We start from the raw sequence: 18,824 nt of genomic DNA, 5'->3' as shown, positions 1-18,824 counted from the left end.
CGATGTTCTCGAAGATACTGATCGCCAACAGGGGCGAAATCGCCTGCCGCATCATCCGCACCGCCGCCAGGATGGGCATCCGCACCGTCGCCGTCTATTCAGATGCCGACCGGGAAGCCATGCATGCGGCACTGGCCGATGAAGCCATCGCCATCGGCCCCGCACCGGCGCGCTCGTCCTATCTCGACGCCGAAAGGATCATTGCCGCCGCAAGGGCAAGCGGCGCGCAAGCCATTCATCCAGGTTACGGTTTTCTCTCCGAAAATGCGGCTTTCGCCAAAGCCTGCGCCGCTGCCGGCCTCGTTTTCATCGGCCCGCCGCCCGAAGCGATCCGCGCCATGGGCGGCAAAAGCGAAGCGAAGGCGCTGATGGCGAAAGCCGGCGTCCCCGTTGTCCCGGGTTATCATGGCGACGAACAAGGCGGGAAACGGCTCTCGGGCGAGGCGGACAAGATCGGTTATCCGGTGCTGCTCAAGGCTTCGGCCGGCGGCGGCGGCAAGGGCATGCGCATTGTCCGGCGGGAACACGATTTTGCGGCGGAACTTGCCGGCGCCAAACGCGAAGCGCTGGCCGCCTTTGGCAATGACCGCATGCTGATCGAAAAATATCTGGAGCGGCCACGCCATGTGGAAATACAGGTATTCGCCGACGGTCACGGCAATTGTGTTTCGCTTTTCGAGCGCGACTGCTCGATCCAGCGCCGGCACCAGAAGGTCATAGAGGAAGCCCCTGCTCCCGGTCTGCCCGATACCCTGCGGCAATGCATGTATGAGGCAGCCGTCGCTGCCGCCCGCGCCATCGATTATCGCGGGGCGGGAACGGTGGAGTTTCTCCTCGATCCTTCTGGTGATTTCTATTTCATGGAAATGAACACCCGGCTTCAGGTCGAACATCCCGTCACGGAATTTATTACCGGTCTCGATCTGGTCGAATGGCAGATAAGAGTGGCGAATGGTGAGGCGCTGCCGAAACATTGGGCCGATCTCGGCATAGGCGGCCATGCCATCGAGGCCCGGATCTATGCCGAAGACCCGGCGCATGATTTCCTGCCGTCGACAGGGGCGATAAGCCATCTCGTTTTCCCGGCTGAGGGCACCCACCTCAGGATCGACAGCGGCATTCGCGCAGGCGACGCCATCACCGTGCATTACGATCCGATGATCGCCAAGCTGATCGTCTGGGATCACGACCGCCCATCCGCCGTGCGACGCCTGCGGCTGGCGCTGGAAAAACTGGCGATCTGCGGCGTCGCCAGCAACATTGCCTTTCTGACGCGGCTTGCGGGCCTCGAGGCTTTCGCCGCCGCCGATCTCGATACCGGGTTCATACCCCGCCATGAGGCGGCGCTTTTTGCTCCCGCGACCACAGGCGAAAATGAAATCGCACTGGGCGCGCTCGGCCTGCTGCTTTCGCGCGGAAAAACCCAAGAGTGCGGCTCACAGCCGATAACCGATCCCCATAGTCCATGGAACGCCACCAACGCCTTCCGACTGAATGCGCCGGCACGGGAAACCCTGCATTTCATTATGGACAACCAGCCAATCGACCTTGGCGTCACCCATGAAGCGAACGGCTTTTTGCTGGCGATTGGCGAACGGACGATCCGCGCCCATGGCAACCTCACGGATAACGGCAGCTTCCGTGCGACGGTCACAGGCATGACACGGCAAGGTTATTTTCTGGAAGAGAGCGGCGGCTATGCGCTTTTTCTGGATGGCGAACACTATCGCATCAGCCAGCCAGACCCGGTCGACATCGCGGATTCCACCACCCATACCGGCGGCCTTGAAGCGCCCATGCCCGGCGTCATTCGTGCCCTGCTGCGCGAAAAAGGCGCCGCGGTTGAAGCCGGCGACGCTTTGGTGGTGATGGAAGCGATGAAAATGGAACACACGATCCGTGCGCCCGCGAAAGGCATCGTAACCGCCATCAATTGCGCGGAAGGCGATATGGTATCAGCCGGGGCGGTGCTGGTGGATTTCGAGCCGGAGGGCGCATGAGATGGACTGGCCACGAACTGTAAGGCTTGTCGAGGTTGGCGCGCGCGACGGCCTGCAGAATGAAAGCACCGAAGTTTCCACCGCCATCAAGATCGAACTCATCGAACGGCTCGCCGCAGCCGGATTGCCGGCGGTCGAGGCGGGCGCTTTTGTGTCGCCCAGGAAGGTTCCGCAAATGGCTGGCTCAACGGAGGTGTTTCAGGGCCTGAGGCGACGACCCGGTACGGCCTATCCGGCGCTGGTGCCCAATATGAAAGGTTTCGAGGCCGCCCTCAATGCCGGCGTGACGGAAATCGCGGTGTTCGTGTCCGCCTCCGAAGGCTTCAGCACGCACAATATCGGCTGCTCGCGGGCGGAAAGCCTGGAGCGCCTGCGCGATGTCGCAGAGGCGGCGGCCAGCGGCAATATCCGCATGCGCGGCTATGTCTCCTGCATTGCCGGCTGCCCCTATGACGGTGCGGTCGCGCCCGATGAGGCGGCGGCGATGGCCGAGGCGCTTGTCGCGCTTGGGTGCTATGAAATCTCGCTCGGCGATACCATCGGTGTCGGCACGGCCGGCCAGATTCGCAAGGTCATCAAAGGCGTATCGGCCCGCATCCCGCATGAGAAACTCGCCATGCATTTCCACGACACCTATGGGCAGGGTGTCGCCAATGTGCTGGCCTCGCTTCAGGAAGGCATCACCGTCTTCGACAGCTCCGTGGCCGGGCTGGGCGGTTGCCCCTTTGCGCCAGGCGCGAGCGGCAATGTCGCCACCGAAGATGTCGTTTATCTGTTGAATGGACTTGGCGTCGAAACCGGTATCGACCTGACGGCCGTGGCGAAGACTGGCGACTGGATCAGCCGGCATCTCGGCAGGCCGAATGCGGCACGCGCCGGCAAGGCCCTGCTTGCCGCAAGACAGGAGAGCGACCCGCATGGTGAATGAATTGTTGCGCGAGACGCGCAAGGACGTTCTGTGGCTGACGCTCAACCGGCCTGAGGTTCACAATGCCCTTAATGCGGCAATGACGGATGCGCTTACGGATGCGATCAGAACCGCCTCCGGCGACCGCGCCCTGCGCGCCGTGGTGATAACGGCGGCGGGAGAGCGCAGCTTCTGCTCCGGGGCCGACCTGAAAGAAAGCGCCGGCGGCATGTTCCTCTCTCGAGAGGGAACGAACCCCATTGCCAACGTGATGCGCGCCATCGAGAGCTGCGACAAACCCGTTATTGCCCGCATCAACGGACGGGTTCTGGCCGGTGGGGTTGGCCTTGTCGCCGCCTGCGACCTTGCCTATGCCGCCGATCATGCGGAATTCGGCCTGCCGGAAGTGCGCGTCGGACTTTTCCCGGCCATGGTGGCGGCAAAGCTTCTGACGAAAATATCCCTGGGCGGGCTTCAGGAAATGGCCTATCTCGGCCAGCCTCTCAGCGCCGCAGAAGCGACGGGGCTCGGCCTCATAAACCGAACCGTGCCGGTGGCCGAACTGGATACTTTGATCGAGGATGTTCTTGCAAGGCTGCGCCAGAATGCACCGGGCGCCATCGCGGCTGGAAAGGCGGCCCTGCTGGCGATGCGCGAGATGCCCGCTCCCGAACGTCTCGGCTTTGCCGAAGGCGTTATCGCGGCCGTCAGCGGCGGCGACGAGGCACGGGAGGGGCGGCTGGCCTTCGCTGAAAAACGCCCGCCGCGCTGGAATGACCCGCCCTGAGACCGGTGGCGGAGATCGAAGGCCGTCCCCGCTGTTAATCGATATAATGCCCGCCACCGCGTTGACCCCGTTCAACAAATCGCGTTCTATCCAGCACCTTTCGCCGCAGTGCGGTCGGGAAGCCGGAGGAGACTTTATGCGCCTTGTAAAAACCGTCGCCGAATTGCGGGATGCGATTGCCGCCTTTCGCCGCGAAGGCAAGACTGTCGGCTTCGTGCCGACCATGGGGTTTCTCCATATCGGCCATCTGACGCTGGTTGCCAAAGCCAAGGCGGAAAACGACGTCACGGTGGTTTCCATCTTCGTCAACCCGCTGCAATTCGGCGCAAATGAAGATCTCGCGCGCTACCCCCGCGATCTCGCCCGCGACAGCACGCTTCTGGAAGAGGCGGGCGTCGACATTCTGTTCGCGCCCGAGGTTGCCGAGATGTATCCGCGCCCCATGTCGACCATCGTGGATGTGCCGGAACTGGGCAGCCAGCTGGAAGGCGCGGTACGGCCGGGTCATTTCGCCGGGGTTACGACCGTGGTGACCAAGCTTTTTAATCTCGTCCAGCCGGACGCCGCCTATTTCGGCGAAAAGGACTATCAGCAGGTGACGCTGATCCGTCGAATGGTCGAGGATCTTGCGCAACCGGTACGCGTGGTGCCTGTCGCCACCGTGCGGGAAGCGGATGGTCTCGCCTGCTCCTCGCGCAACGTCTATCTGAACCCCGAGCAACGCGCCGCCGCCGTGATCGTGCCGCGCGCGCTGGACGAGGCCGAACGGCTCTATAATGAAGGTCTCGACGACCCGGCGGCCTTCGAAGCCGCGCTCGAAAAACTCATCGCCGCCGAACCGCTGGCGTCGCCGGAGGTGGTTGCTATACGCGATCCCGATACGCTGGCGCCCGTCACCTCCGTGCAGTCCGGGCCGGTATTGGTGGCGCTGTTCGTACGCATCGGCAGCACACGGCTTCTCGATAACCGCGTCATCGGCCGCGGCAGGAGCGAAAAAAGGGAGGCTGCCCAATGAGCACCCACGCAAAACACAAGCGGCTGACGACAGCCTCCATCCGGCAGATGAAAGGCGAGGCCCGCATCGTCTGCCTCACCGCCTATACGACACCGATTGCCCGCCTGCTCGATCCGCATTGCGATCTTTTGCTGGTCGGCGACTCGCTCGGCATGGTGCTTTACGGCATGGAGACGACGGTCAGCGTCACGCTGGACATGATGATCGCCCATGGCCGCGCCGTCATGCGCGGCGTGGAACATGCCTGCGTGATCGTCGATCTTCCTTTCGGAACCTACCAGGAATCGAAGGAGCAGGCCTTCCGCAACGCCGTGCGGCTGATGCAGGAAACCGGCTGCGATGGCGTGAAACTGGAGGGCGGCGAGGAGATGGCCGAGACCGTCGCGTTTCTCGTTGCCCGCGGCATTCCCGTTTTCGGCCATGTCGGCCTGATGCCGCAGCTGGTTCACACCGCCGGCGGCTTCCGCTCGCTCGGTCATTCGGATGCGGAAACGCAGAAAATCTGGCGGGATGCGATTGCCGTCGATCAGGCGGGCGCCTTCGCGATTGTCGTGGAGGGCACGGTGGAGCCGCTGGCCCGCGAGCTGACCGAAAAACTCGCCGCACCCACCGTCGGCATCGGCGCATCGCCGGCCTGCGATGGGCAGGTGCTCGTTTCCGACGACATGCTTGGCCTTTTCACCGACTTTAAACCGAAATTCGTCAAGCGTTTCGCCGATCTTGGCCCGACGGTCTCGGAAGCAGCGGCGGCCTATGCCGATGAGGTTCGCTCGGGGGCTTTTCCGGGGCCTGAGCATACGTTTCAGGTGCGCAAGCACCCCGTTAGGGGGTAGTGATGCTTGGGCGGCATGCTGATGGCAAGACTTGCCCTAAAACTCAACGTCATCCTCGGGCTTGACCCGAGGATCCAGAACCCGACGCACCATGGATCCTCGGGTCAAGCCCGAGGATGACGGCGGAGGGGTTGAGGAAAGGCAGTTAACTGTTAGCCGCCTGCACGGACTGATCGCAGTCTTTACACCAGCGAATCGAATGACTACACAATACCGCCGCTGCCGCCGATCGAAGCCGGCCGTTCCGCCGCGACACGCTTGCGGTAACCGCTTGCCCGATAGGCCGCAATGGGATCGATAGCGCCGCCCGCCAATTGCCGCGCCTGAGCAAGAATCGGTTCAACATCGGTGCGATAGGCCCGCTTCAGCATATCGGAAGCCATCAGCGCATCATTATCCTGCTGGTAACCGTCGAGAGCCGCGCGATCCACCAGCAGCGCCTGCGCATAGGCGCGGCGGATTTCGTTGGCGCTGGAGATCAGACTTTCGATCGGGTCCGTCACATTGTGCGACTGGTCGATCATATGGGCGGGATGGAAACCCTTCACGCCGCGATATTCGGCATCCACCAGCTCGTTGAAAACGAGGAACAGGCGGTATGGCTCGATTGAACCGGCATCCAGATCGTCATCGCCATATTTCGAATCGTTGAAATGGAAACCGCCGAGCTTGCCGAACTGGATGAGCCGGGCGACGATCATCTCGATATTGGTGTTCGGCGCATGATGGCCGAGATCGACGAGGCAGAGGGCCTTTTCGCCGAGCGTATTGGCGATGAGGTAATTGGTGCCCCAGTCCTGCACGACCGTGGAATAGAAGGCCGGCTCGTACATCTTGTGTTCGGAAAAGATGCGCCAGTCATCCGGCAGCGCCTTGTAGATATCGGCCATGGCGGCAAGATAGCGCTCGAAACTTCTGGTGAAATTGCTCTGGCCGGGAAAGTTCGAACCATCGCCCACCCATACCGTCAGCGCTTTTGAGCCGATGGCATTGCCGATCTCGATACATTCGATGTTATGCTCGACCGCCTGTCGGCGCGTGGCGGCATCCGTGTGGCTGAGCGAACCGTATTTGTAGGAATGGCTCTGGCCGGGCGCATCCGAAAACGTGTTGGAGTTCATGGCGTCGAAGCCGAGACCCAGCGCATCGGCATGGGCTTTCAATCGCTTCGGGTCTTGCCTGTCCCACGGAATATGCAGGGAAACATTCGGTGTGGCGCGTGTCAGCTGGTTGATGACGGCGCAATCATCCAGCTTGTCGAAAATACCACGCGGCTCGCCCGTGCCGGGAAAACGGGCAAAGCGGGTGCCGCCGGTGCCAACGCCCCAGGACGGTACCGCGACGAAAAATTCCGCGACCTTGGCCGTGACGGCCTCGATATCGATATTGCGTCGCGCAAGCTGGTTGCCCAGCGCCTGATAATCATCCTTCAGCGCAGCAGCACGCTTGTCGTTTTCCGCCGCGATCACATCGGCGGCGATTTTTGTCTCGGTCATTTTTTCCTCCCCGGTCAACGCGGCGTGAGCCGCCTGTTACCGTCCCATATTATCGCGTAAAACTCTGCGCATTACCGGCATCGACATTGATGATGTTGCCGGTCGACTTGGCGGAGGCGTCGGACGCTAGGAAGTAGATCGCCTCGGCGATATCTTCCGGGAAGACATTGAGCTTCAGCATCGAGCGCTTGCGGTAATGTTCCTCCAGATCGGTCACCTCGATCTTGGAAGAGGCCGCGCGCTGTTCGCGCCATTCACCAGTCCAGATTTTCGAACCGCGCAGCACGGCATCGGGATTGACGGTATTGACACGAATGCCCGCTTCCGCCCCTTCAAGCGCGAGGCAACGGGCGAGATGAATTTCCGCAGCCTTCGCCGTGCAATAGGCGGATGCATTGGGCGAAGAAGCGAGACCATTTTTCGAGGCGACGAACACCACGTTGCCGCCGAGATTCTGACGCCGCAGCAGCCGAAACGCTTCCCGCGAAACGAGGAAATAGCCGGTGGCGAGAATGTCGATATTCTTGTTCCACATGGCAAGCGTCGTATCTTCCACCGGCGCGGAGGAAGCGATGCCGGCATTGGAGACGAGGATATCCACACCGCCGAATTCGACGCTCGCTTCCGCGAAGGCCGCGATGACGGCATCCTCTTTCGTCACATCCAGCTTCACGCTGCGCACCGCGTCAGCGCTGTAGCGCTTGACGAAATCGTCCTTGGCGGCTTCCAGCGCCGCTTCGTCAATATCAGCCAGCACAACGCAGGCGCCCTCGCCCGCCAGTCTTTCCGCCGTCGCCCGGCCGATACCGCCAGCACCGCCGGTGACGAATGCCACACGGCCGGCAAGGCTCTTCGGCTTCGGCATGCGCTGAAGCTTTGCCTCTTCCAGCAGCCAATATTCGATATCGAAGGCTTCCTGCTCCGGCAGGCCCTGATATTCGGACACGGTGGAAGCACCACGCATGACGTTGATGGCGTTGACGTAAAATTCGCCGGCGATGCGGGCGGTGGCCTTGTCCTTGGCGAAAGACAACATGCCAACGCCGGGGATCAGGAAAATCACCGGATTCGGATCGCGCATCTTTGGTGAATTGTCGTGGCGGCAGGCTTCATAGTAGCGGGTATAATCGGCGCGGTAAGCCTCCAGCGCCTTGTCGAGACCGGCCGTCAGCGCATCCACATCGGGATTGGCCGTATCGAGATCGAGGATCAGCGGGCGGATTTTGGTGCGCAGGAAATGGTCAGGGCAGGATGTGCCGAGCGCACCCAGCGGCTTCAGGTCCTTCGAGTTGACGAATTCGAGAACCGCGTCCTGATCGTCGAAATGGCCAAGCTTGCGTTCCTCGCGGCCGACGCGGCCACGGATTTCCGGCATCAACCGGGCGGCGATGGCGCGGCGTTCCGCAAGGGGCAGGCTCTTCGCCACCGCACCGCCAAAAATCGTCCTGCCTTCGGTCTTGGCCGCAAACCATTCGATCGCCTTGTTGATGATGGCGAGCGTCAGCTCGTAACACGCCTTGGCGTCATTATCCCAGGTGAACAGGCCGTGGCTTTCCAGCACGACGCCCTTGGCCTTCGGGTTGGCTTTGACGAAAGCTTCGAGATCGAGACCGAGCTGGAAACCGGGGCGACGCCAGGGTAGCCAGCCGATATCGTCACCGAAAATCTGCTGCGTCAGCTCTTTCGAATTCTTCGAGGCGGCGATGGCGATGATCGCGTCCGGATGCATGTGGTCAACATGATCGTAAGACACGAAACCGTGCAGCGGCGTATCGATGGAAGCCGCGCGCGGATTGAGGTTGAAGGTGCAATGCGGCAGGAAGCCGACCATGCGGTCCTCATCTTCAACACCCTTGTAGATGCCCTTCAGCGCTTCCAGCTTGTCGAGATAAAGCGTTGCAAAACCATCGAGCTTGATGGTGCCGACATCGCCGCCGGAGCCCTTCACCCACATGACGCGGACCTTCTCGCCCGTCAACGGGTCGGCCTCAAGCACCTTTGCAGATGTGTTTCCACCGCCATAATTGGTGATGCGCTTGTCGGCACCGAGCAGATTGGAGCGATAAAGCAGCTTGCCCGGCTCATCGAGCGTTCTGGCATAGGCATCGTCCCAACGGCTTTCGAGAAGGCGGGATTTTCCCGTCATGTCTTCCTCCCAATATCTGTCTGCATTCGCGGAGCCGATACCGGCCCGCCTCCTTTGATCGCAGATATCGCGCATCCAAAAGCATAATGTCAATCAAAAACGATCATAAATTTTCATGTTGCAGCGCGATATTGATTAATTTGATCGTTCTTGATTGACAACGTAAAGAGATTGCGAATAATCACAATCAGGAGGACCCCATGCACGAACGCGAACGCCATCGCATCATCTTGAGCGCCACGCAGGAAAAAGCTGTCGTGACGGTGCAGGATATTGCCGAACTGACGGATGCGTCGGAAGCGACGATCCGCCGGGATATCGCGTCCCTGCATGTTCAGGGAAAATTGCGCCGCGTGCGCGGCGGGGCCGAAGCGGTGCATCCGCCGCAGCTCGGCAATCTGGCCGCCCGGCCGTTCCGGGTGTCCGAATCGGTCAATATCGACAAGAAACGCGCAATTGCGCGCAAGGCGGTCGATCTCTGCAACGATGGCGACGCGATCATCCTGAATGGCGGCACGACGACATTCCAGATGGTGCACTACATGGCGGCGCGCCGCCTGCAGGTGATGACCAATTCTTTCGCCATTGCCGAGCATCTGGTCAAGCATTCCAAATGCAATGTCAGCGTTCCGGGCGGCGCGATCTATCGGGATCAGAGCCTTATCCTCTCGCCTTTCGAGAATGATGCGATCCGCAATTTTTATGCGCGGCGTATTTTTCTCGGTGCGCAAGGCGTGGGCGCACTCGGCATCATGGAATCCGACGCACTGGTTATCCAGAGCGAGCAGAAGCTGATGCGGCAGGCGGAAGAGCTGATCGTGATGGTCGATTCTTCGAAATTCAGAAAGCGATCCAGCCTCATTTTATGTCCGCTCGAAAATGTCTCGACCATCATCACCGATGACGGGATTTCCGATGAGGCGGCGAGGATGGTGGAAGATGCCGGCGTCGAATTGCTGGTCGTCGGCGCGGTGAGGGATGGCAAGACAGCCGCCCCGCCGGATGAAGAGGATTCTTCTTCGGTCGCCTGAGGAGCACCGGAGGGAGGAAAAGGTTCAAAACGGGAGGAAAAGGGACATGAAACTTACACGCAGAAAATTGACGAGCGCTCTCGCGCTTGGCGCGGCGCTCTCCGTCGCAGGGCTGGGCAGCGTTGCCCAGGCCGCCGATGTGAAGATCGCACTCGTGGTCAAATCGCTCGGCAACGGCTTTTTCGAAGCCGCGAACAAGGGCGCGCAGGAGGCCGCAAAGGACCTCGGCGGCGTCGAGATCATCTATACCGGCCCGACCAGCACCACGGCGGAAGGCCAGATCGAAGTCATCAATTCGCTGATCGCGCAGGGCGTCGACGCCATCGCCATTTCCGCCAATGACCCGGACGCCGTGGTTCCCGCACTGAAAAAGGCGGCCCAGCGCGGCATCAAGGTCATCTCCTGGGATTCCGGCGTGGCGCCGGAAGGCCGCATTCTTCAGCTCAACCCCTCGTCCAACGCGCTGATCGGCAAGATGTGCCTGCAGCTTGCGGCATCGCATCTGGAAGGCGGCAAGGGCGATTTCGCCATTCTTTCGGCCACCACCACCTCCACGAACCAGAATATCTGGATCGACGAGATGAAAAAGCAGCTGAAGGATTTCCCCGGCCTCAACCTCGTCACCACGGTTTACGGCGACGACCTTGCCGACAAGAGCTACCGCGAAGCGCAGGGCCTGCTCTCCTCGCAGCCTAATGTGAAGGTCATCGTCGCGCCGACGACGGTTGGCGTTCTCGCCGCCTCTCAGGCCGTGAAGGATGCGGGCAAGATCGGTCAGGTCTATGTGACCGGCCTTGGCCTGCCGTCTGAAATGGCCGGCGCCATCAAGTCGGGCGCCACCAAGGAATTCGCCATCTGGAACCCGATCGACCTCGGCTATTCCGCCACCCAGATCGCCTACCGCCTGGTGAAGGGCGAAACCGATGGCAAGCCGGGCTCGGAAATCGAGGCGGGCCGCATGGGCAAGATCAAGGTTGGCGAAAACAGCGAAGCGGCGATGGCCGATCCGTTTGTTTATGATGCGAAGAATATCGATCAGTTCTCGAAGATATTTTGATCTTGATAATATCCGGCGGTGCGGAGGCTACCCCCCTCTGCCCTGCCGGGCATCTCCCCCTCAAGGGGGGAGATCGATATGCCGCACCCGCTCGATCCATAAGGCAGGGTGCTATCCGCTTGCCGATCTCCCCCCTTGAGGGGGAGATGCCCGGCAGGGCAGAGGGGGGTGCCCCTCGCCGCTTCACTCAAAACTGACCGGTAATACCTGATGATGCGTGCTGAAACCCAAACCATAGACATCCCAGCGACTTCCAGCGCCACGCCCATTCTCGAAATGCGCGGCATCAGCCAGATATTCCCCGGCGTCAAAGCGCTGGATGGCGTCGATATCGCGCTTTATCCCGGCAAGGTCACCGCGCTGATCGGGGAGAACGGTGCGGGCAAATCCACGCTCGTCAAAATCCTCACCGGCATTTACCGGCCGAACGAGGGCGAAATCCTTCTCGATGGCCAGCCTGTCCATTTTCACAGCGCACAGGACGCCATCGATGCCGGCGTCACCGCCATTCATCAGGAAACCGTGCTGTTCGACGAACTCTCCGTCGGTGAAAACATCTTCCTCGGCCATGCGCCGAAGGGCCGTTTCGGCCTGATCGACTGGAAGACCATCAACACGCGCGCCAGAACCCTGCTGGAACAGCTCGAAAGCACCATCGATCCGACGATCCGGCTGAAGGACCTGTCCATTGCCCAGCGCCATCTCGTCGCCATCGCCCGCGCGCTGTCGGTCGAGGCGCGCATCGTCATCATGGACGAACCAACGGCCGCCCTTTCCCGCAAGGAAATCGATGATCTCTTCCGCATCGTCGAGAACCTGAAGCGGCAGGGCAAGGCGATCCTGTTCATCAGCCACAAGTTCGATGAAGTCTATGAAATCGCGGAGAATTACGCCGTGTTCCGCGACGGGAAAATGGTCGGAGCCGGCACACTCGCCACCACGCCACAGGATGAGATCGTGCGCCTGATGGTCGGTCGCGACGTGACGAACGCCTTCCCCAAGCAGGCGGTCACACTCGGCCCAACGGTTTTGTCGGTCCGCGACTATTCGCATCAGACGGAATTCCGCGATATTTCGCTCGAACTGCGCAAGGGCGAGATTCTCGGCCTTTACGGGCTGATCGGCGCGGGGCGCTCCGAGCTTTGCCAGTCGCTGTTCGGCATTACCAGGCCGGCTTCAGGACAGGTATCGCTGGAAGGCCAGCCGCTTTCCATCCGTTCACCGGAAGACGCGATCCGCGCCGGTATCGTTTATGTGCCGGAAGAGCGCGGCCGCCACGGGCTGGCGCTCGACATGCCGATCTACCAGAACATGTCGCTGCCTTCGCTTACACGCACCTCGCGCAAGGGGTTTCTGACCGCCGCCAATGAATTTGCGCTGGCGCGCAAATATGCCTCGCGGCTCGATCTGCGCGCGGCCGCCCTTTCGGTGCCGGTCGGCACGCTTTCGGGCGGCAACCAGCAGAAGGTGGTGATCGGCAAGTGGCTCGCCACCCAGCCCAAGGTCATCATTCTCGATGAACCCACCAAGGGTATCGATATCGGCTCCAAGGCCGCCGTGCACGGTTTCATCAGCGAGCTTGCCGCCGAGGGGCTTTCCATCATCATGATTTCATCCGAACTTCCCGAAATCCTCGGCATGTCCGACCGCGCCATCGTCATGCGCGAAGGCCTGATGGCGGGCCAGTTCGAACGCGCCGATTTTTCTCCGGAAAAGCTGGTGCGCGCCGCCACCGGCAATGCCTGAGAGGGGCAACCACATGCAACGTCTACTTAAAAATCGCGAATGGCTGCTGGCGGGCATCATCATCGTCATGATCGCCGGTTTTGCGCTGCGCGCGCCCGGTTTCAGCCGGCCCGGCAATCTCGTCAATATCTTCAATGACACCTCCATCCTCATCATTCTGGCGCTTGGCCAGATGGCGGTCATTCTCACCAAATCCATCGATCTTTCGGTTGCCGCCAATCTCGCCTTTACCGGCATGGCGGTGGCGATGACCAACGCCGCCTTTCCGGGTATTCCTCTACCGCTTCTCATCGTCATGGCGGTCGGCATCGGCGCATTTCTCGGCTCGCTCAACGGCGTGCTGGTCTGGTGGCTCGGCATTCCGCCCATCGTCGTCACGCTTGGCACGCTCACCATCTATCGCGGCATGGCTTTTGTGCTTTCGGGCGGCGGCTGGGTGAATGCGCACCAGCTTTCCCCCACCTTCCTCAACGTGCCGCGCACCATGATCCTCGGCATGCCCGTACTTTCATGGGTGGCGGTCCTCATCATCGCCGGCGCCTGGCTGGTGCTCAGCCGTACCTCCTTCGGCCGTTCGGCCTATGCGTCGGGCGGTAATCCGAGTGCCGCCGTCTATGCGGGCATCGATGTCGGCCGCACGCGCTTCTTCGCCTTCGTACTCTCGGGCGCACTCGCCGGTCTCGCCAGCTATCTCTGGGTATCGCGTTATGCGGTTGCCTATGTCGATATCGCCGCCGGTTTCGAGCTGGACAGCGTGGCGGCGAATGTGATCGGCGGCATCTCGATTGCCGGCGGCATCGGCTCGGTGGCGGGTGCGGTGCTCGGCGCGCTGTTCCTCGGCGTCATCAAGAACGCCCTGCCCGTCATCGGCATTTCGCCCTTCGCGCAGATGGCGATTTCCGGTGTGGTGATCGTACTCGCCGTCGTCTTCAACGCCCGCGCCGAAGCTCGAAAAGGCCGCATCATCCTGCGCGACCGCGCAGCAAGCGATCAGGCCAGGGAGGCCGCAGCATGAGCACGACGCCTCAACCAGCACAGAATCCGCGCATCATTCCAGACAAGCTCGGCACGCCGATACGCCGCATCATGGCCAGCTGGGAAGTGCTGCTGCTTGGCGTTGCGATCCTCATCTTCATCGCCAATTCGCTGGCCTCGCCCTATTTCCTCAATGCGTGGAACCTGTCGGATGCGACCTTCAATTTCACGGAAAAGGCGATCATCGCCTTCGCCATGGCGCTGCTGATCATCGCCGGTGAAATCGATCTTTCCGTCGCCGCCATCATCGCGCTCGCCTCCACCGCCATGGGTGCGGCAGTGCAGATGGGGGTCGGCACGCCCGGCCTCGTCGCCATCGGCATCGGCACCGGTCTTTTGTGCGGGGCCTTCAACGGTTTTCTGGTCGCAGGGCTGAAGCTGCCATCCATCGTCGTCACCATCGGCACGATGAGCCTGTTTCGCGGCATTTCCTACATGGTGCTGGGCGATCAGGCCTATGGCAAATATCCCGCCGATTTTGCCTATTTCGGTCAGGGTTACGTTTTCTGGGTGATTTCTTTCGAATTCGTGCTGTTCATCGCCATGGCCATCCTCTTTGCCATTCTGCTGCACGCCACCAATTTCGGCCGGCAGGTCTATGTGATCGGCAACAACCCCTTCGCCGCCCGTTTCTCCGGCATACCCGTCGAGCGGGTGAAGTTCATCCTCTTCCTGCTCACTGGCCTGATGAGCGGCATCGCCGCAGTCTGCCTCACCTCGCGGTTGGGCTCCACGCGCCCGTCCATCGCTCAAGGGTGGGAGCTTGAGGTGGTGACCATGGTGGTGCTGGGCGGTGTCTCCATCCTCGGCGGCTCCGGCACCATCGCTGGCGTTGTCATCGCCGCCTTCGTCATGGGCCTCGTCACCTTCGGGCTTGGGTTGCTGAATGTGCCAGGCATCGTCATGTCGATCTTTGTCGGTCTGCTGCTCATCGTCACCATCGCCATTCCCATCGTTGTCCGTCGCCTTCGGGCCATGAGAAGTTAAGCCATGCCGGAACTTGAAAAACACGCCTTCAAGATGAAACTCTTTGCCGGAAAAGAGGCCGAATATAAAAAGCGCCATGACGAGATATGGCCCGAACTGGTGGCGCTGCTGCACGAGGCGGGTGTGAGTGATTACTCCATCCATCTCGACCCGGAAACCAACATCCTGTTCGGCGTGCTGACGCGCCCGAAGAACCACGGCATGGCGGCCTTGCCCGACCATCCCGTGATGAAGAAGTGGTGGGCGCATATGGCCGATATCATGGAGAGCAATGCCGATAATTCGCCGGTCGCAAAAGATCTTTTGACGGTGTTCCATCTGCCATGAGCGAGAGCATCAGAGCGGGCCGTGTCGCAGTCATCGATATCGGCAAGACCAATGCCAAGGTCGTTGTCATCGACACCGGCAGCGGTGAGGAGATTGTCGGCGAGAAACAGGCAAACCCCGTCCTTCGCGATGGAATTTATCCGCATTACGATGTGGAAATGCTCTGGCGCTTCATTCTCTCCGCGCTTCAGCGTTTCGGCCAGAAGCCGGGTTTCGATGCGATTTCCATCACCACCCATGGCGCTTCGGCAGCACTTCTCGATGGGAACGGCGATCTCGCCATGCCGGTGCTCGATTATGAACACGGCTATCCCGCAGCCATTGAAGAAGCCTATCGCGGCATCAGGCCCGATTTTGCCGAGACCGGCTCACCGCAGCTTCCCGTCGGGCTGAACCTCGGTGCACAAATCCATTTCCAGAAAACGGCCTTTCCAGACGATTTCTCCAGAGTGCGCAGCATCGTCACCTATGCGCAATATTGGGCGGGGCGGCTGACGGGCATTCTGGCCACGGAAACGACCTCGCTCGGCTGCCATACCGATCTCTGGAACCCACGCCGGAAAAGTTTCTCCTCGCTCGTCGCGCGTCTCGGCATCGAACATTTGATGGCGCCGGTCCGCTCCGCTTTCGATGTGCTGGGAACAATCCGCCCGTCGCTGGCGCTGGAAACCGGTCTCTCCCCGCATATGCCGGTCTATTGTGGCATCCACGATTCCAACGCATCCCTCCTGCCGCATCTTCTGCGCCGGGACGGTGATTTTTCGGTCGTCTCCACCGGCACCTGGGTGGTGAATTTCGCCATCGGCGGCGCGGCGGGCGCGCTCGATCCCACCCGCGATACACTCCTGAATGTCGATGCTTTCGGCCGTCCCGTTCCCTCGTCCCGCTTCATGGGCGGCAGGGAATATGAAATGCTGACGCAGCAATTCGGGCATGCCCCGGAGGAGGCAATCGAGGCCTCGCTCAAAAGCGTGACTGCCAAAGGCATGATGCTGTTGCCCAGCATTGTCAGCGGCTCCGGCCCCTTCTCCGATAAAACAGCGTGCTGGATAGGCGACGACAATGCCACTGTCGCGGAGCGGCACGCGGCGGCGGCGCTTTATCTTGCCCTGATGACGGAGTTCAGTCTTTCGCTTATCGGGCGGAAAGGCCCAGTGCTCGTTGAAGGCCCCTTCGCCAGCAACGCCCTTTATCTCAAAGCGTTAGCGGGTTTTGCCGATACGGAAGTGATCGCAGTCAGCGGTTCCACCGGCACCAGCGCCGGTGCCGCGCTCCTTACCGGCACCAGGCCGCCAGGAGGCCGCGAGCGTCATTTTGCCCCGGGCGTCATTGACGGACTTGGTTCTTATCGCAAGGCTTGGAAGGCAAAACTCGTCTGATGACATGATGCGGGAAGTACCTCTGTCCGTCTCCCCACACGCAACGTCATCCTCGGGCTTGGCCCGAGCATCCATTCTTCGTGCGGCTGTGGATCCTCGGGTCAAGTCCGAGGATGACGTTGCGTATGCGGGACAGGTTGTGGACCAATCCCGAAATACGGCCTAACATTAGGCCGTATTTCTTTTCGCCCAGAGATCAAGCCTTGATAAAGGCCAGAAGATCGGCGTTCAGCACATCGGCATTCACCGTCAACATGCCGTGCGAGAAGCCGGGATAGGTCTTCAGCGTGCCGTTTTTCAAAAGCTTCACCGATTTCAGCGCGGAGTCGGCAATCGGCACGATCTGGTCGTCTTCGCCATGCAGCACCAGTGTCGGAACACTGATATTCTTCAGGTCTTCGGTCTGGTCGGTTTCCGAGAAGGCCTTGATGCCATCGTAATGGGCCGTTGCGCCGCCCATCATGCCCTGCCGCCACCAGTTCTGGATCACGCCTTCCTGAGCGGTCGCACCATCGCGATTGAAGCCATAGAACGGACCGGCCGGGACATCGCGGAAGAATTGCGCACGGTTTGCGGCAAGCGACGAGCGGAAGCCGTCAAAAACCTCCATGGGCAGGCCTTCCGGATTGGCCTCGGTCTTGAGCATCAGCGGCGGCACGGCGGAAACGAGAACCGCCTTGGCGACACGGCCGGCGGGTTCGCCATGTTTTGCGACATAGCGGGCGACTTCGCCGCCGCCGGTGGAATGGCCGATATGGACGGCGTTCTTCAGATCGAGAGCCTCAACGACGGCAAAGGCGTCGGCGGCGTAGTGATCCATGTCGTGACCGTCGGCGACCTGGGCGGAACGGCCATGGCCGCGGCGGTCATGGGCGACGACGCGAAAACCCTTGGAAACGAAGAACAGCATCTGCGCATCCCAGTCATCGGACGAGAGCGGCCAGCCATGGTGGAACATGATCGGCTGAGCATCCTTCGGGCCCCAGTCCTTGTAGAAGATTTCGGTTCCGTCTGTCGTCTTAACAAAGCCCATGATCGTTACTCCTTCGGTTGCGTTGGCATCTCCGGTTCAGCCTGTTTAGCGCCGGTTTGATGGAGGGATGATGACGCAGGACAACGCTTGCAGCAATTGCAACAATAATTGAGAATGAATTGCCGTCCATGAAATTATCTTCTCGATCCGCATACCAATCCCGGTACGCGCACCGGCCCGCTCCGCGCCCTCATGCAAGTGTGAGAACGAGATGAAGGGCGGACGGTTCCGTGAATTCGACGCGACCTCGGCCTCAGTCTACCTCGGGATCGTATTCCCTCGGGCTGTCATCCTTTGAGAACAGCACACAGGGCCCGCGTGAACCGCGCGGATCATAGGCATATCCCTTGGCGGTCAGCGCCTGCATGATATCGCGAACCCCGGCAAGACCGTAAAGATGGTCATGCAGCTCCACGAATATCCGCTCCACGCCGGTCAGATCGGCCCTGCCGAGCAGATCGCGTTCTGCACCCTCGATATCCATCACGAGCGCGGTGATGCCCCGGCTGGCGATAAATTCATCGATATTGGCGGAGGAAATTTCGATGCGCTTTTCATAGGGGCCCTGATTTTCGTCCATGGACGACATCCAGAGATCCCTGCGGACGTAAAAAGGATAGGAGCTTGGCGCGTCGGCAGTGAGAAGCCCCTGTGAAAACACGACATTGCCGCGGCAATTGGCCTTGATCACCCTTTCCGCCAGCGCCGCGGTGGACGGGTTGGCCTCGAAGGCCCAGACGGAAACATCCTCAATGCCGGCAATGATGGAGGTGATGATGCCGATACCGGACCCGAGTTCCAGCACGCGATCGCCGGGCTTGATGGCTTTCAGGACGCTGCGAGCCTCTTTCGCCTCATAGCTGCCGTCGGTCAGCGCCTGCCAGATGACGGGCGACACCTCATCGGAAGAGAGAGGCAGGGCAACTCCATGCACGTCCAGTATTTCCATGTCTCAAGCCTTTTCGCAAAACCCGGCCGCCTTGTCGGAACGATCCGACGTCGACCGGGAATGCTCTACAGCATCGGCGCAGCAACGGGTATCGCT

The 18,824-nt window shown here is 60.8% G+C and carries 16 protein-coding genes and 1 pseudogene; 13 read left to right on the top strand and 4 right to left on the bottom strand.

The window, feature by feature from the left end:
• Nucleotides 1-2 precede the first annotated feature (2 nt).
• The 5 genes from N5D22_RS03275 to panB all read left to right on the top strand — a co-directional run bounded on the left by N5D22_RS03275 (nucleotide 3) and on the right by panB (nucleotide 5,542).
• Nucleotides 3-2,000 carry an acetyl/propionyl/methylcrotonyl-CoA carboxylase subunit alpha gene (locus N5D22_RS03275; RefSeq protein ID WP_279655978.1) on the top strand — a complete coding sequence of 666 codons (1,998 nt, stop codon included), beginning with the start codon at nucleotides 3-5 and terminating at the stop codon, nucleotides 1,998-2,000.
• A 1-nt stretch (nucleotide 2,001) separates the two neighbouring features.
• Nucleotides 2,002-2,928, top strand: coding sequence for a hydroxymethylglutaryl-CoA lyase (locus N5D22_RS03270; RefSeq protein ID WP_279655979.1), 927 nt, complete (start codon nucleotides 2,002-2,004; stop codon nucleotides 2,926-2,928).
• Nucleotides 2,918-3,694, top strand: coding sequence for an enoyl-CoA hydratase-related protein (locus N5D22_RS03265; protein ID WP_279655980.1), 777 nt, complete (start codon nucleotides 2,918-2,920; stop codon nucleotides 3,692-3,694). The genes N5D22_RS03270 and N5D22_RS03265 overlap by 11 nt, the downstream gene beginning before the upstream one ends.
• 136 nt (nucleotides 3,695-3,830) lie before the next feature.
• Nucleotides 3,831-4,709, top strand: a complete 879-nt coding sequence (gene panC / locus N5D22_RS03260; RefSeq protein ID WP_279655981.1) for a pantoate--beta-alanine ligase — start codon at nucleotides 3,831-3,833, stop codon at nucleotides 4,707-4,709.
• Nucleotides 4,706-5,542, top strand: a complete 837-nt coding sequence (panB, locus tag N5D22_RS03255; protein ID WP_279655982.1) for a 3-methyl-2-oxobutanoate hydroxymethyltransferase — start codon at nucleotides 4,706-4,708, stop codon at nucleotides 5,540-5,542. Before panC ends, panB begins: the two co-directional genes overlap by 4 nt.
• Before the next feature lie 203 nt (nucleotides 5,543-5,745).
• On the opposite strand, the gene rhaI is transcribed toward panB, so the two are convergent.
• Together rhaI and N5D22_RS03245 are read right to left on the bottom strand one after the other, a co-directional pair.
• Nucleotides 5,746-7,038: an L-rhamnose catabolism isomerase gene (gene rhaI / locus N5D22_RS03250; RefSeq protein WP_279655983.1), complete on the bottom strand. Its 1,293-nt coding sequence runs from the start codon at nucleotides 7,036-7,038 to the stop codon at nucleotides 5,746-5,748.
• Between the two features lie 49 nt (nucleotides 7,039-7,087).
• Nucleotides 7,088-9,184: a bifunctional rhamnulose-1-phosphate aldolase/short-chain dehydrogenase gene (locus N5D22_RS03245; protein ID WP_279655984.1), complete on the bottom strand. Its 2,097-nt coding sequence runs from the start codon at nucleotides 9,182-9,184 to the stop codon at nucleotides 7,088-7,090.
• 200 nt (nucleotides 9,185-9,384) lie between these two features.
• Between N5D22_RS03245 and N5D22_RS03240 the strand changes: the two genes are divergently transcribed.
• The 8 genes and pseudogenes from N5D22_RS03240 to N5D22_RS03210 all read left to right on the top strand — a co-directional run bounded on the left by N5D22_RS03240 (nucleotide 9,385) and on the right by N5D22_RS03210 (nucleotide 16,746).
• Nucleotides 9,385-10,215: a DeoR/GlpR family DNA-binding transcription regulator gene (locus tag N5D22_RS03240; protein WP_003522575.1), complete on the top strand. Its 831-nt coding sequence runs from the start codon at nucleotides 9,385-9,387 to the stop codon at nucleotides 10,213-10,215.
• 46 nt (nucleotides 10,216-10,261) lie between these two features.
• Nucleotides 10,262-11,272: a rhamnose ABC transporter substrate-binding protein gene (gene rhaS, locus N5D22_RS03235; protein ID WP_279655985.1), complete on the top strand. Its 1,011-nt coding sequence runs from the start codon at nucleotides 10,262-10,264 to the stop codon at nucleotides 11,270-11,272.
• Between the two features lie 27 nt (nucleotides 11,273-11,299).
• Nucleotides 11,300-11,448, top strand: a pseudogene (locus tag N5D22_RS27135) (riboflavin biosynthesis protein RibD); the annotation flags it as partial.
• 34 nt (nucleotides 11,449-11,482) lie between these two features.
• On the top strand, nucleotides 11,483-13,018 hold the full coding sequence (locus N5D22_RS03230; RefSeq protein WP_279655986.1) for a sugar ABC transporter ATP-binding protein: 1,536 nt from the start codon (nucleotides 11,483-11,485) through the stop codon (nucleotides 13,016-13,018).
• Nucleotides 13,019-13,031: 13 nt separating this feature from the next.
• Nucleotides 13,032-14,033, top strand: a complete 1,002-nt coding sequence (locus tag N5D22_RS03225) for an ABC transporter permease (protein ID WP_279655987.1) — start codon at nucleotides 13,032-13,034, stop codon at nucleotides 14,031-14,033.
• A complete protein-coding gene (locus tag N5D22_RS03220) occupies nucleotides 14,030-15,040 on the top strand; it encodes an ABC transporter permease (protein WP_080857388.1) in 1,011 nt (336 codons plus the stop codon). The genes N5D22_RS03225 and N5D22_RS03220 overlap by 4 nt, the downstream gene beginning before the upstream one ends.
• Nucleotides 15,041-15,043: 3 nt before the next feature.
• The gene (rhaM, locus tag N5D22_RS03215) at nucleotides 15,044-15,367 is read left to right on the top strand and encodes an L-rhamnose mutarotase (protein ID WP_279655988.1); all 324 of its coding nucleotides are present in this window, start codon (nucleotides 15,044-15,046) and stop codon (nucleotides 15,365-15,367) included.
• A complete protein-coding gene (locus tag N5D22_RS03210; RefSeq protein WP_279655989.1) occupies nucleotides 15,364-16,746 on the top strand; it encodes an FGGY-family carbohydrate kinase in 1,383 nt (460 codons plus the stop codon). Before rhaM ends, N5D22_RS03210 begins: the two co-directional genes overlap by 4 nt.
• A gap of 196 nt (nucleotides 16,747-16,942) precedes the next feature.
• Here the strand turns inward: N5D22_RS03210 and N5D22_RS03205 are convergent, their stop codons facing one another.
• On the bottom strand, nucleotides 16,943-17,779 hold the full coding sequence (locus tag N5D22_RS03205) for an alpha/beta hydrolase (RefSeq protein ID WP_279655990.1): 837 nt from the start codon (nucleotides 17,777-17,779) through the stop codon (nucleotides 16,943-16,945).
• A 253-nt stretch (nucleotides 17,780-18,032) separates the two neighbouring features.
• Nucleotides 18,033-18,728, bottom strand: coding sequence for an FkbM family methyltransferase (locus N5D22_RS03200; protein WP_279655991.1), 696 nt, complete (start codon nucleotides 18,726-18,728; stop codon nucleotides 18,033-18,035).
• Nucleotides 18,729-18,824: the final 96 nt, after the last annotated feature.

This window comes from Agrobacterium sp. GD03872 (assembly GCF_029840625.1).
Classification (GTDB): Bacteria; Pseudomonadota; Alphaproteobacteria; order Rhizobiales; family Rhizobiaceae; genus Agrobacterium; species Agrobacterium fabrum_A.
This window is presented reverse-complemented; position numbering and strand designations above follow the sequence as displayed.

Coding starts and splice junctions, on each gene's coding strand:
- N5D22_RS03275 (WP_279655978.1), top strand. CDS start 3: ATGTTCTCGAAGATACTGATCGCCAACAGGGGCGAAATCGCCTGCCGC.
- N5D22_RS03270 (WP_279655979.1), top strand. CDS start 2,002: ATGGACTGGCCACGAACTGTAAGGCTTGTCGAGGTTGGCGCGCGCGAC.
- N5D22_RS03265 (WP_279655980.1), top strand. CDS start 2,918: ATGGTGAATGAATTGTTGCGCGAGACGCGCAAGGACGTTCTGTGGCTG.
- panC (WP_279655981.1), top strand. CDS start 3,831: ATGCGCCTTGTAAAAACCGTCGCCGAATTGCGGGATGCGATTGCCGCC.
- panB (WP_279655982.1), top strand. CDS start 4,706: ATGAGCACCCACGCAAAACACAAGCGGCTGACGACAGCCTCCATCCGG.
- rhaI (WP_279655983.1), bottom strand. CDS start 7,038: ATGACCGAGACAAAAATCGCCGCCGATGTGATCGCGGCGGAAAACGAC.
- N5D22_RS03245 (WP_279655984.1), bottom strand. CDS start 9,184: ATGACGGGAAAATCCCGCCTTCTCGAAAGCCGTTGGGACGATGCCTAT.
- N5D22_RS03240 (WP_003522575.1), top strand. CDS start 9,385: ATGCACGAACGCGAACGCCATCGCATCATCTTGAGCGCCACGCAGGAA.
- rhaS (WP_279655985.1), top strand. CDS start 10,262: ATGAAACTTACACGCAGAAAATTGACGAGCGCTCTCGCGCTTGGCGCG.
- N5D22_RS03230 (WP_279655986.1), top strand. CDS start 11,483: ATGATGCGTGCTGAAACCCAAACCATAGACATCCCAGCGACTTCCAGC.
- N5D22_RS03225 (WP_279655987.1), top strand. CDS start 13,032: ATGCAACGTCTACTTAAAAATCGCGAATGGCTGCTGGCGGGCATCATC.
- N5D22_RS03220 (WP_080857388.1), top strand. CDS start 14,030: ATGAGCACGACGCCTCAACCAGCACAGAATCCGCGCATCATTCCAGAC.
- rhaM (WP_279655988.1), top strand. CDS start 15,044: ATGCCGGAACTTGAAAAACACGCCTTCAAGATGAAACTCTTTGCCGGA.
- N5D22_RS03210 (WP_279655989.1), top strand. CDS start 15,364: ATGAGCGAGAGCATCAGAGCGGGCCGTGTCGCAGTCATCGATATCGGC.
- N5D22_RS03205 (WP_279655990.1), bottom strand. CDS start 17,779: ATGGGCTTTGTTAAGACGACAGACGGAACCGAAATCTTCTACAAGGAC.
- N5D22_RS03200 (WP_279655991.1), bottom strand. CDS start 18,728: ATGGAAATACTGGACGTGCATGGAGTTGCCCTGCCTCTCTCTTCCGAT.